Annotated in this window: 5 protein-coding genes; all 5 read left to right on the forward strand. The window is 37.5% G+C overall.

Annotated features, from left to right (window positions below):
* Nucleotides 1-691 precede the first annotated feature (691 nt).
* Entirely contained in the window at nt 692-3,922 is a 3,231-nt protein-coding gene (locus tag ACFIME_RS03545; protein WP_375684512.1) for an autotransporter outer membrane beta-barrel domain-containing protein, read from the forward strand.
* Between the two features lie 821 nt (nt 3,923-4,743).
* Nucleotides 4,744-5,469, forward strand: a complete 726-nt coding sequence (locus ACFIME_RS03550) for a right-handed parallel beta-helix repeat-containing protein (RefSeq protein ID WP_375684502.1) — start codon at nt 4,744-4,746, stop codon at nt 5,467-5,469.
* Between the two features lie 44 nt (nt 5,470-5,513).
* Complete coding sequence (locus tag ACFIME_RS03555) at nt 5,514-7,913, forward strand: autotransporter outer membrane beta-barrel domain-containing protein (RefSeq protein WP_375684503.1); 2,400 nt, start codon at nt 5,514-5,516, stop codon at nt 7,911-7,913.
* Between the two features lie 1,176 nt (nt 7,914-9,089).
* A complete protein-coding gene (locus ACFIME_RS03560; protein WP_375684504.1) occupies nt 9,090-11,612 on the forward strand; it encodes an autotransporter outer membrane beta-barrel domain-containing protein in 2,523 nt (840 codons plus the stop codon).
* Nucleotides 11,613-12,243: 631 nt separating this feature from the next.
* Complete coding sequence (locus ACFIME_RS03565; RefSeq protein ID WP_375662391.1) at nt 12,244-14,592, forward strand: autotransporter outer membrane beta-barrel domain-containing protein; 2,349 nt, start codon at nt 12,244-12,246, stop codon at nt 14,590-14,592.
* Nucleotides 14,593-14,732: the final 140 nt, after the last annotated feature.

Genomic DNA, 14,732 nt, shown 5'->3' on the forward strand with positions numbered 1-14,732 from the left:
AAAAACTGATGGGGTATATGCTAAAGAAGGCAGCGCCATTACTTTAGACGAAAAAGCTGCAGTTACATCATCTGATGGTTATGGACTTCATGCAGAAGGTCCAAAAGCCCAAATCACGAAGACAAAAGGTGCTGTAAGTGGAAAACAAGCTGCATTATTTGCAGAAAAAGGTGGACAGATTGATGCCACAGATGTTGCTTTAACAACCACAGATGACAAAGGAACTGGCGCAAAAGCCGATGGCGCTGACAGCGTCATTACACTAAAAGGCACCACAACCATTGAAAAAGTTGTAAACGGCCTTGATATACAAAATGCAGCTACAGTCAAGATGACTGATGGTTCCATTACTGCCTCTCAAATAGGTGCTCTTTTCAACGCTAGCGGAAGTGATGAAAATAAAAACACGCTGGAAAATGTAAAAATATCGAGCAGCAAAGATGACGCCTTGATAGATAAAGGAATAAGTGCCGAAAAAAGCACTGTGTCTTTAAACAATGTAACCGTCACTAAAGCGACAACAGGCATATTTGCAAATAATAACTCCACAATAACAGTCTCTGGAGGTTCATTTGATTCAAAACAAGCAACAATATTTGCGCAAAACGGCAGCACAATCACTATAAATGATTCTAAAATTACATCATCTGATAACACTGGGCTCCGGGCAAAAGACAATGGCACCATCAAAATGACGAAAGGAAAAGTTAAAGGAGGAATTTATGCAGCATTAACTGCTGAAAACGGTGGACATATTAATGTTACAGATGTTTCTCTCTCAGTAGCCACAGGTGGTGGAGCTGGTGCAAATGCCAGCGGACCTAATAGTATGATCGAATTGCACGGAACAGAAATTGATCATGCTTTTCTTGGGCTTTATGCAGAAAAAAATGCTATAATTAAAATGACCGGAGGAACTATTACAACTTCTACAGTTGGTGCTACCTTTTATGACAGTAAAAACAATGAAAATAAGTTGGAAGATGTGACAATATCGAGCAGTCAAAAAGATGAAACAGTGGTGTTTACAGGATTAAATTCCCAAGCAAGCAATGTCACTTTAAAAAATGTACACATTACAAATGCAAAATTCGGCGTATATGCAATGGATCATTCTAAAATCAAAATATCAGGAGGATCATTTGTTGGAAACGATATAGGGATTAACGCAGAGAGTGGCAGCACCATTGCTTTAAACAACAATGTTACAGTCGCATCATCTAGTGGTAATGGACTCCGTGCAGATGGTTCAGGATCTAAGATCACAATGGCAGGAGGAAAAGTAACAACAATAGGGAATACACAAACTGCATTATTTGCAGAAAAAGGTGGACAAATTGATGCCACGAATGTTGCTTTAACAACAGATGGCAAAGGAACCGGTGTAGAGTCCTTTGGTCCTGATAGCACAATTGAATTGCATGGCGATACAACAATTAACAATACTTTGAACGGTCTTGGAGCAGTTAATGGTGGTAAAATTACCAGTGAAAATTTAACCGTAGTCGGTGGTGAAACAATTGATCAAGACACCGACAAAAGCCGCTCTGGTGTATGGACAACGGACGCAGGGAGTGAAATTACGTTAACGGGCAAAACATCTATTAAAAATGTTGATGAAGGTTTTTATGCAGATGGTGGGAGTAAAATCATTAGCGGAGATTTAACAATAACCGGTGGTGAAAGTAAAAAAATAACCGTTGGTGTAAACGTTGCGGAGCCTGATAGTGCTATCGAATTAAATGGTAAAACAACCATTCAAAATTTTGATGTTGCTCTTACCGCAGGAAATAATAGCACAATTAAGATGATTAATGATGATATTGAAGCAGCACAGAATGCCATAGAAAACCAAATAGAAGCAAAAAAAATTGCACTAGTCGTAGCATATGGTGGACATATTGATCTCACAGATGTTTCTTTAACAGCAGGAGTTAGCGGCGTACAGTTCTTAGATCTCTTTGGTACCAAACTCGATGAATCAGATGATTCAAAAAAACATCCAAGTAGTGAAATTAATTTAACCAATGCAGATATTCACGTTGAAAATGGTACAGGAGTTCTCGTTGGGGCTCTCACTAACGATAACATTGAAGATACTCAAGAATTGTCAATCGGTACGCTCAATCTTAAAGATTCAAAAATTCATGCTGACGTATTATTAGGAGATGGCATTTTTTGGGACAAAATGTCATGGAAAGATAAAGAGTGGTGGGATGGTAAAGATGTTAAGGCGATCTCCAACGGCACTTTTACATTAAGCGCTGATCAGTCTACTTTAGAGGGCAGAGCGAATATTGCTAAAGACAGAAATGTACACTTTGATCTAAAAAACAAGACAACATGGACGTTGAAAATCAGCACAAACGAAAAAGATGATGATGGCAATCTACTTGATATCGCTCAAAGATCTCGTTCTGATGTTTCTGTGCTAAACCTCAACAACAGCTCCATTGTTTTTGAGAAACCAACAGAAGATCACTACCAAACATTGCATATAGGTTCTGGTAAACCAGACACGCAAGAAGTCTACAATGCAACGGATGATGCGAAGATTTACTTCAATGCTGAATGGAGTGATGGTGCTGCAATAGAGGACCAAAAAACCGATAGACTTTTGATCCATGGAGATATCTCTGGAACCACATCAGTTTATGTTACGAGGCGCTCAGAAGAGAACAATATCAAAGCAAATACCTCTGCTGCTGCCAATATCCGTGGTCTTTCACTCATTCAAGTTTCTGGAAAAGCAGAAGAAAACTCTTTCAAACTCGTAAATGGCTATACCACAAGAGATGGCTTACCGGATATGTATACACTACGTGCCTATGGACCAGAGTCAAGCCATGGACAAGCCGATGTTGCACAAAACCTGTTTGATGAAAAGAATGAAAATTTCTGGGATTTCCGTTTACAACCTGAAATTCTTGAAGCGGGTTCTGGCTCTAGTCCAAGTGTGATCGCCCCTGTAGCACAAACAGCAAGCTATTTGGTCATGCCAAATGCTCTCTTTTACAGTGGATTAACCGATATGGCTAAACAAAACGCGCTTTTAGCCAATATCAGAACATCCGTCTTAGGAAAAGAAGAGGAGAAACAAACTGGTTTCTTCCTTTACACCTATGGAAGCACAGGAACTTTATCTTCTGAGCGTGGTCCTCTCAAATATGGTTATGGTGCTGATATCCGCTATGCTGCTCTACAAGCCGGAGTCACATTCGCGGCATTAGAAGGACAAAATACCACAACACATTTCGGTCTTGTAGGCACCTATGGGCAGCTGTCGTTCACACCAAAGGACATGAAAGATGCAGGAAAGAACACGCTGGATAAATGGGCCATTACAGCCTATGGCAGTATACAGCATAACAGTGGTTTCTACATCGATGCACTCTTGTCCTATGGTATCCTAAAAGGGCATATCGCCAATGCCATCAGAGGCAATACCGCAAAGTTGAACGATGCCAAAATGTTGAGTATCTCCACCACTGTTGGCAAAGAGTTTGTAACCGGAATGGAAGGCTTAACCTTTGAGCCACAAGCACAAGTTGCCTATCAACATTTGATGTTTAATACCATTGAAGATGCTGATAATTTTACCGTTGATATGAAAAATCCTTCTCAATGGTTAGTACGCATTGGTGGACGTTTGACCAAAACCATTTCCACTGAAAACAGCCGTCCTATGTCTTTCTATGGAAAAGTAAACTTGATCAAAACTTTTGGTGATGATAGTACCATTCATATTGGCAGAGATTTTGACCTTGATCCTATGGGACCTGCAATTGAAGGCGGCGTTGGCATCAATGCACAACTCTCCCACAATTTCTCCCTTCATGGTGATGTAAGCTATCAACAAAAGCTTCAGAAAACTGGTATAAGTGGTGCAAGCTTTTCAGGTGGTATACGCTATCAGTTTTAAGGAAAGGAAATTCTTCTCGGAACCTCTTATTTTAAGCAGAGCAGCCTGTACCCTACATGAGAAGGAAAGCACATGTACAAGCGTATGAGACTGAAAAAAAAGCGAGCGTTGCTTTCCCGTTCGTTTGCACAGAAAGGTTGCACAACTCTGTATTGTGCAGCTTTTTTAATTTTCTATAATATTATGTAGCCCTTTTGTTGATATTACCTCTTGTAAATAAACCCTGCTTTTCTTTTCTGCTAAAGTCCTTTTTATTCCTTAAAGAAACCTCTTTCTTCTTCATGCAGTAGATGTACTAGCTTTTCTTTAAAGGAATTCCCTTCACCTCTTTACGGAAGAAGATCTGCTGCAAAATACCTTTTTGCGCAGAAAATCCAATCAGGCATAACAAACATAACACAATGCTTTGTACTCAATTTATCTAAAATGCTCAGGAAATCATAAAGAAGAGCTAAAGCTTTATCAATCATAATAAGTATTATTTAAGTATATACATAAATATATTTTAGATATACAGAAAAAATATTAAATTCATTATGTGATTGAAATTATAATAGTTTATATTTAATAATTTGTTTTATAAATTATAAATTACATAGTTATTTACAAAATAAAAAACCATTTAATAAAAATTTATTATAGAATACAAGTAAATAATAATTTTACTATATAAATGTAAAAATAAATAAATTATAAAATTATATAAATACTTTATATAAAAGTTAAAATAATATAACCTCCCGATGAAAATTGTGTGTTCTTTATCCTTTTTATAAGCGGGGAGAGAATATGCGGAGGCTTATAAGTTAAGGAAAATCTTCATGTCTAAAAAATTTTTACTATCCTGTACAGCTGTTGCGACAATCGCGCTGTTTAATGCTCATACTAATGTAAAAGCCGAAAAAATCTTAATGAATTTTCATGGAATAACTGAGGAAGCATCCAACTTCACTGTTGGCGGTATAATAGTGATAAAAGGTAGTGGAATAATTGGAAAAAATTTAGCAATAATTCACGACAGCAAAAACATGGAGGACGACTGGTTGAGCACTGTACGCATTATCGAACCTAATAGCTTTCTTGACTTATCAGAATCAACGATTAAGGCTAAAGAAATCGGTGTGATGGCAACAGACGGTGGTATAATAAAAATGAATGCAGTAGGTATTGTTGCTCCTACAGTAGGCTTATTTCTCGAAGATAGCAAAAGTGATAAAAACAAGCTGAAAAATGTGACAATAACGAGCAGTAAAGATGACTTAATGGAAAAAGGAATAGCTCTTTATAAGGAAAGTAAAGTCATCTTGGAAAACGTAACAGTTACTCAAGCAAAAGTGGGTATAGAAGCGTTGGATAATTCTCAAACAACGGTATCAGGAGGATACTTTAATGCAAAAGAGCATGGAATATACGCTGGTACAGGCTCTACAATTACTTTAAAGAACAATGTTACAGTGTCCTCTGATGAATATGGCCTCAATGCAAATGGTGCACAATCCAAAATCACGATGATTGGGGGAACTGTAACTGGGAAAAAAATGCATTAGTTGCAGCAAATAGTGGATATATTGATGGCATAGATACCACTCTAATGGCAGATGGCAATGGAAAAGGTGCATGGGCTAACGGCCCCAACAGTACAATTGAATTGCATGGCAATACAAAAATTAAAGAAGCTGCAATCGGACTTGAGGCAAAAGACAATGGTATCATCCAAATGACAGGAGGATCTATCACTGTTTCCGAGACAGGGGCTTCTTTTGAAAACAGCAAGAGTGACAACAACAAGTTAGAAAATGTCGTGATAACAAGCAGCAGCGATGATAAACCGATAACCACAGGTGTAAGTGCTGATAAGGAAAGCACGGTTACTTTAAAAAATATCACCGTTAAGAACGCACAAAAGGCTCTCTTGGCTAATGATAATTCCCAAATAACGGTAACGGACGGCGGTTCCTTTGGCGGTGAGGTACAAGCCAAGCAAGGCAGCACAATTACTTTAAATGATAATGTTATAGTAACATCTGAAAATAATGGGCTTCATGCAGATGGTGAACAATCTAAAATCACAATGACTGGAGGAACTGTAAAAGCAAAAGAAGCTGCATTTGTCTTAAAAGATGGCGGATATATTGATGTCACAGATATTTCTGCGAAAGCACAGTGCAATGGGATAAGCATTGATGACTCCAAAAACGATCAGACTTCAAGAATCAACCTGACCAATACAAACCTTTTTGTCGAAGATGGAACGGGTATTGTTGCCAACAATTCATCAAATGGTAAATTCAACCTCAAAGATTCAAAAATCAGTGCCGACAGGTTATTCGTGGGTATAACTCATGATACGCCAAAACCTGATCAAATCTTTACACTCACCGCAGAAAACTCTCTCTTACAGGGGGGAGTAAGAAATGACGGAAACAGCAGAACAACTTTCGACCTCAAAAACGATACAACATGGTTCGTAAACACTAGCACAAAAGAAAAAGATGATGCGGGCAAGTTACTTGATATTGCCCAAAGATCTCATTCTGATGTTTCTATACTTAATCTCGACAATAGTTCCATTGTTTTTCAACAGCCGACAGAAAACCATTATCATACATTGCATATAGGTTCTGGGAAACCAGACACGCAAGCAGTCTACAATGCTTCTGGTGACGCAAAGATTTCTTTTAATGTTGGATCTGTTGAGAGCTCTGATATAATCGATCAAAAAAATGATCGACTTCTGATCCAAGGGGATGTCTTAGGTACAACAACAGTTTATGTTATGAGTGATTTCAAAGATAGCAATAATATAACAGAAGCTTTTCACCCTTCTTCTAATACCAGTGGAGTTTCGCTCATTCAAGTTTCCGGGAAAGCAGATGAAAATTCCTTCAAATTAGCCAATGGTTATATCCAAGCAACTGGTTCACCTTATAAATATAGGCTTACCGCTTATGGACCAACATCCAGCTATGGTGCTGCAAATGAAACACTAAACCTGTTGGGAGAAAATGATAATTTCTGGGATTTCCGTTTGCAGAAATTTATTTTACCACAAGTAGCGAGCTATTTGGCCGTACCTAATGCTCTCTTCTACGCTGGTTTTATCGATATGGCTCAACAAAGTACTCTGTTAGCTGATCTGAGAACAACAGCTATAGGGATCGAAGATAACGTCAAAAAAAATGGATTCTTTCTCTCTTCCTATGGAAGTATCGCAACCCTATCGTCACAACAATATGGCTATAACACAAACATTCGCTATGCTGCTACACAAGCAGGTTTTACAGCTTCTGCACAAAAGAGCCAAAATACAATCCTATATTGGGGTCTTACCGGAACCTATGCTCAATTATCCCTCACCCCCCAAAATATAGAAGATGCAGACAAGAGTACGCTTAACAAATGGGCAGTCACAGCCTACAGCGGTATAGAGCATAATAGCGATTTCTATATGGATACACTCTTCTCTTATGGGATCTGGAAAGGAAATATCTCTACAGCCATCGCTAACAGTACCACTAAAATCGATGATATAAAAATGTTAATTGCCTCAACAACAATAGGTCAAAAATTCACAACGGGTATTAAAGCCCTCACGTTTGAACCCCAGGCACAACTTGTTTACCAGCGTCTAATCTTTAATGCCTTTTCTAATGCTGATAATCTTAAAGTTGATATCGGTAAACCTTATCAATGGTTAGTACGCATTGGTGGACGTTTGACAAAAACTACTACCTCCACAGAAAAGAACCGTGTCATTTCTCTGTATGGAAAAGTGAACTTTCTCAAAACTTTTGGTGATGATGGTAAAGTACAGATTGGCGACACCTTTCCCCTTGATCCTACAGGATCTTCTATTGAAGGTGGGCTTGGCATCAATGCAAAATTGTCTCGCAGTTTAGCCCTCCATGGTGATATAAACTATCGAAAAAAGCTGCAAAAAACTGGTATATCCGGAACAAACTTTTCAGGAGGGATACGCTATCAGTTTTAAGGAAAGGCTGTAAATAGCCTATTCATTCTATTCAATTTAACAAAAAAGGCAGTATACATACTGCCTTTTTAATCTATGTAAGCTACTATTCTTATCCCCTGAAACTTTTTTCTTTTCTCCTCAATGATCTCCTTCCCTCCTATTTACACGAGTCACGCGGCATATTCATTATCGAATTTGTCTATAAAGCTAAGCAAAGTGTATTTTTAGATAATAAAAAGAAGACTACATTGGAAAAGATAATGATAAAAGAAACTCTCTCTTCATACCTTTTCTATGTTTATCCTCCTGTTTCTTCAATCCATTAGCTTAACACCACCCTGTAAGGATTCATTTATATGTCCATGTACCGTTTTTAGGCAAACCATTTTGACAATGCTTATCCCTCTAATTCCATAAAGTATATTGATTTATAAAGATAATTCTTTGTTTTCCATGTTGAATGAGAGTCCCTAATATCGTAGGATTCTCTCATTTCAAACTTGTTTTATGTTGAATCAATTAAAAATTTTCTTGCACGTTACAAGCAGGGCTGGCGTGTGGAGAAAAGTTATATAAGAAAAGCCTGAGAATTCCTCTCATGAACTGCCTCAAGTGCCAAGGGCTTGTCACAAACATTGGGAGCTGGCAAAGTGTGTGATGGGCTTGCTCTTTTATTAAGCGTAAAGGTATCGGCTTACTCCTTCGTAAGCGTAAAGATGATGGGACTCTATGGCTTTAACGTTATAGCATTCATGACCATCGTAGCAAAATGAGCTTTGGTACCCCTTAAGGAAAAGTCTCTTTTAAAGAAAGCCTGTGAATAGCCCCCTCATCTCTTCTTATAGCAGAAAAAATTTGCTGATCGTTTTGGTTAGTGCATCAAATAATACATCTCAACACTATAGAGCTTTTATAGCGATTATCTTTAATAGACAATTTTTAAATATCATACTTCATAGTGCTTTTAGCATAAGCTTAACCAAGCTAGGTTTTATGAAATCCACTTTTCTCAACTTTTTATGATCATGAAAAAAGTTTTTCTGAAGCAAAACTTCAAATCATAGAGAACACCATCGATATAATTCGTTTTGTTATTTACAATAAAAACATAATGATATAGAAACTGTCTGGGTACTTGCGCCATCAGGGGAATGAAGTAAGCATCAAAGCATACCAAATACTAAAGGCATATCTATGTGTAAGAAATATATTTATAAGAAAAATTTTTTGTTATGTACAATTGCTGGAACTTTGATTTTTTCTCATTTCGGTTCAACTTATGCAAATACATTGGCTCCTGAAACTCCTGGAATTTTGGGGAAGATTGAATTAAATAAGGGAGAAGAAAAGACTTTAAATAATGTTCTTGTCCGCGATAAAGGACCTGGAATATTAGCGCATGATAAAGCAGCTATCACAATTGTAAAATCAACAATACACACGGAAATGTCTGCACTTTCTGTATCAGCAGGTGGACGCATTCATGCTAAAGAAATTAAAGCAAATACAGTGTACAAAGGTTTAGAAACAAAGAATGGTATAATCAACGTTGAAGATTCAACCATAACCGTCCAACGAGGAGGTGCCGGTGGTATCGTTTTTTATGAAACAAAAGATTCTTCACTGAAAAGTGGAGAAAAAGTTGTCAATAAGGTTGTTCTTAGCAATACAAAACTTCTTGTGAAAAACGGTACCGGTATTCTTGGTCCCTACTGCTCAAGAGCCGTTGCTGAAGTTCAACTTAAAGACTCAGAAATTCGATCTGACGTATTATTGAGAAATAAAACGAAACGTAAATATTATGACAACGATACTCTTCCTGTAACTTTAGCATTAACCGCTGATAATTCAACAATAGAGGGACGAGCAAGAACTTTAAAAGTCAATACAACGGTTTTGACTCTGAATAACAAGAGCAAATGGTACTTAAAGACCTCTCAAGAGGAAGTCGATACTGACTTTAATGTGTTTAACTATGAGCTCAGTGATATTAAACAACGAGCCCTTTCTACCGTTTCAGTACTGAATCTTAATAATAGTTCTATCATATTTAAGACACCACAAGGGCGGGAAAAAGATCATTATCATACCTTGTATGTAGGGCGAACAGCTGAGGTTCGTAGACCTGAGGGAAGTACAATCCCCGATATAGAAAGCACTTATAATACAGTTTACAATGCCACAGGCGATGCAAAAATTTATTTTAATATTGAATGGAGTGATGGTCTAGTAAAAGAACAGCAAAAAGCTGACCGCCTCCTTATTCATGGTGATGTATCAGGCAGCACAACAGTCCATATCAAGAACCTTGCGAAAGGTGAGATATTAAAAGCTGAAGATTCTGTTTCCTCGAATATGCGTGGTCTTTCACTCATTCAAGTTTCTGGGAATGCAAATGAAGATTCCTTCAAACTTGCACACGGCTACACCACAATGGGGGGCTTGCCTTATAAATATATACTCAAAGCCTATGGTCCAACATCCAGCCATGGGACAGCCGATAGCACACAAAGTCATTTTAGCGGAATATCACAAGAATCAAAAGAAAATACCCTCAAAGACTACACAATCTACACGATATCAGCATTAGGAAAAATGATTGAAGGCGTTTCACCAAAAGAGAAAGAAGCGCAAAATACCGGTTCATCATCCCTTGGACAAGCAAACAACGCACAAAACATTTTGGAAAAAAATCAGAATTTCTGGGATTTTCGCTTGCAAAATGCGACTCTCGATAATGAAGGAAAGATCAGAGCTCTCGTTCCTCAAGTGGCAAGCTATTTGTCCATGCCTAACGCACTATTCTCAGCTGGACTGGCTGATATAAACAATCAAAACACTTTACTCAACTCGATACAGGAAAACACCTTTGATACAAAAGATCATAAAAACAAAGGAGTCTTCTTCTCGACTTATGGAAATAAGATGACATTATCCTCTCACCGTACGCCATTACAATATGGTTATGGTGCCGATATTCACTATGCAGCTTTACAGGCAGGCATTACATTAGCAGCTCTAGAAGATCAAAATATGACCACCAATTTTGGTCTTTTAGGGACATATGGGAAATTAGCTTTCACCCCTAAAGACATGGAAGGTGCTGACAAGAGTACACTCAATAAATGGTCAATTGCTGCATATAGTGGGCTGCGCCATAATAATGGGATATACATCCATGCACTCTTCTCCTATGGAATGCTCAAGGGAGATATCACCACAGCTCTCATAGGAAAGACTGCAGAATTGAAAAATGCTGATACATTCAGTGCATCAGCGACCATTGGACAAAAATTCGAAACCAGTAGGAAAGGATTGGTCTTTGAACCACAAGCACAACTTGTTTATCAACGCCTCATGCTTGGCACACTCTCAGATGTCGATGGCTTTGATGTGGATATGGGAAATCCTTATCAATACTTAGTACGTGTTGGTGGACGCTTAACGCAAACGAAGCTTTCTATTGAAAACGGCGGTACTCTTTCTTTCTATGGTAAATTGAATATTGTTAAAGCTTTTTCTAACAATGGTACGATACAGATTGGTGAACCATTCCACCTTGATTCTATGGGAGCTGCCCTTGAAGGTGGATTTGGTGTAAATGCACAATTATCACAAAATGTCGCCCTTCATGCTGATGTTAACTATCAATATAAGCTTCAAAAAACTGGTATATCCGGAGCAAGCTTTTCAGGCGGAATACGCTATCAGTTTTAAGAAAACGCAAAAAACAATTTATATTCTATTCATTTTAATAAAAGGCAGTACAAATATGCTGCCTTTTTACAATCTATCGGAAAGAAGCGTCAATAACGATTCTTTCTACCACCTTTCTTGAGCCAATTAATCTCACTCAAACCAAATGTAACAAAATCTGTTATCTCTGAATGAATACTGAATTCTCAAAAGAGCTGCCTTTTTGATTTATAAAAATCAAATGCTTTTAATAAATTTTTTTTGTATTTTAAAACACGTAATAAATAATTCTCTGTGTAAGAAAATCAATTAAAAGCTTTTTGTAAGCACACAACAACAGCTTCTCCAAAAACTTTGTAGAGTTTCCATAACAACAGCCTTAAGCAACAAACATCCTTGCAAAATATTTTGTTTCTTAACACTTTTAAACGGAAGACTTATTAAATTAGCTTTTCTGCAATTCATAGTTGCTAACTGCAATCTCTATTTTAAAAACTCTTCTAAAGTCATTTTTAAACGATAAAGAACAGGACGCAATATTTCGTTTTGTTGTTTACAATAAAAACATAATGATATAGAAACTGTCTGGGTACTTGCGCCATCAGGGGAATGAAGTAAGCATCAAAGCATACCAAATACTAAAGGCATATCTATGTGTAAGAAATATATTTATAAAAAAAATTTTTTGTTATGTACAATTGCTGGAACTTTGATTTTTTCTCATTTCGGTTCAACTTATGCAAATACATCAGCTCCTACAATGGTTATGGCTCGTGCGGATAAAGCAGGAGAAGAAAAAACCTTTAATAACGTTTTTATCCGCGGCGCATATACAACAGTGATTGCTGATGACAAAGCCTTTATCACCATTACAAATTCAACAATGCGTTCAGCCTCAAATTTATTTACCGCAACAACAGGTGGACGTATTCATGCTAAAAAAACTGTAGGAAAATCAAATTCCCGTGGTTTAGAAATTTCAAACGGCATCATCCATATTGAAGATTCAATCATAAATGTTTCCGGACATCACAAAAGTCGTGGTATCCTTTTTGATTACATCCCAAGTTCCCAAGTAAAAGAGGGCGAAAAAGTTATCAATAAAGCAATTCTTACCAACACAAAACTTCTTGTTGAAAATGGTATTGGTATTCTAGGACCAGATTATGCAAAATCTGTTGCTGAGGTAGAACTTAAAAGTTCAGAAATTCGTTCTGATATATTATTAAAAAATAAAATCCCAGAAAACTCAAAAGATATCGATCCTCGCACTTTTATATTAAGCGCTGACAATTCGATTATAGAAGGACGAGCAAAGACTTTACCTCAAAATACAACGATTTTTACTCTCAACAATAACAGCAAGTGGTCCCTAAAGATTAGTCAATTTGAAGTAGACAAAGAATTTGACAGCTCTAAAGGATACTTGCTCACTGATATTAAACAACGTGCACAGTCTATTGTCTCAGTATTGAACCTTAATAATAGCTCTATTATATTTAATGCGCCGCATAAACTAGCAGACAATCAGTATCAAACCTTGCATGTGGGAAAACAGCCAACAGCTGAAGCTGCGAAAGCAGAGCAAAACAGAAGCTCCGATGCAACAACGGTTTACAATGCATTGGGCAACGCAAGGATTTACTTTAATACCGAATGGAGTAATGGTCTTATAAAAGAACAACAAAAAACTGACCGTGTTCTCGTTCATGGTAATGTCTCAGGCACCACAACGATCTATTTCAACAATCTTTCAAAGCGTGCAGAACCATTCGATAATGATGAAGTTTCAATTCCTTTGAATGCGCGTGGTCTCTCACTTGTTCAGGTGTCTGGAAAAGCAGAGGAAGCCGCCTTCACGCTGGCAAATGGCTACACTACAATGGATGGATTGCCCTATAAATATGTATTAAATGGCTATGGACCAACATCCAGCCGTGGGAGAGCTGACAAACAGCAAAGTCTCTTGCAAGAAAGTGAAGAGTTTTGGGATTTCCGTCTACAAAATGCGACTCTTGATGATGAAGGAAAAATCAAAGCTCTTGTTCCTCAAATGGCAAGCTATTTGGTTATGCATAATGCAATATTCTCCTCTGGCTTGGCTGATATAAACAATCAAAATACACTGTTAGATAATATGCACTCAACAGTTTTTGGATTAGAAGGTCATAAACAAAAAGGGATATTTTTATCGACTTATGGCAACAAGATGACGTTATCTTCCAGCCGTAGTCCATTGGAATATGGTTATGGTGCTAATGTTCACTATGCTGCTATACAAGCAGGCATGACATTAACAACGTTAGAAAATCAAAATATAACCGCGAATCTTGGTCTTTTAGGCACATATGGAAAGCTCGCTTTTACGCCAAAGGACATGGAAGGTTCTGACAAAAGCATACTAGATAAATGGTCCTTTACGGCATATGGGAATATCCACCATGACAATGGTCTCTATATTAATGCACTTTTCTCCTACGGCATTTTAAACGGACATATTACAACAGCCCTTATCGGCAACACCACAGAATTAAACAATACGGATACATTAAATATATCAGCTACCGTTGGACAAAAACTAGCAACTGGTGTTGAAGGGCTGTCTTTTGAACCACAAGCACAACTTATTTATCAACATATTGCCTTTGGCACTCTTTCAGATATTGATGGCTTCCAAGTTAATATAAAGCCCCCTCATCAATGGTTGGTCCGTATTGGAGGGCGTTTAACAAAAACAATACTTCCTATTGAAAAAGATCGTTTTCTTTCTTTTTATGGTAAATTGAATGTCATCAAAGCTTTTGGTGAGGAGCGCACTATCGATGTTATGGAATCTTTCCATCTCGATTCTATGGGCTCTTCCCTTGAAGGTGGACTTGGCATTAACGCGCAGCTTTCTAAAAATATCGCACTTCATGCTGACGTTAATTACCAACATAAACTTCAAAAAGCTGGGTTCTCTGGAATTAATTTTTCCGGAGGAATGCGTTATCGCTTTTAGAAATCTTAGCTCTCTATTTTGACGCATAAGCAGCGCTGAGATGAAAACAGTGCTGCTTAACTACATTACAAAAAACCGTAATGTGTCAAAAAGTGGTTCATTTTTAGCAAAACAAAGAAAATATCTTAAGGAACATCTCT

Source organism: Bartonella sp. AP1QHHD (assembly GCF_042196265.1).
GTDB lineage: Bacteria > Pseudomonadota > Alphaproteobacteria > Rhizobiales > Rhizobiaceae > Bartonella.

Bases quoted from the DNA above. Each gene is read 5' to 3' on its own strand.
- ACFIME_RS03545 (WP_375684512.1), top strand. From the start codon at position 692: ATGACGAAAGGAAAAGTTAAAGGAGGAATTTATGCAGCATTAACTGCT.
- ACFIME_RS03550 (WP_375684502.1), top strand. From the start codon at position 4,744: ATGTCTAAAAAATTTTTACTATCCTGTACAGCTGTTGCGACAATCGCG.
- ACFIME_RS03555 (WP_375684503.1), top strand. From the start codon at position 5,514: ATGGCAGATGGCAATGGAAAAGGTGCATGGGCTAACGGCCCCAACAGT.
- ACFIME_RS03560 (WP_375684504.1), top strand. From the start codon at position 9,090: ATGTGTAAGAAATATATTTATAAGAAAAATTTTTTGTTATGTACAATT.
- ACFIME_RS03565 (WP_375662391.1), top strand. From the start codon at position 12,244: ATGTGTAAGAAATATATTTATAAAAAAAATTTTTTGTTATGTACAATT.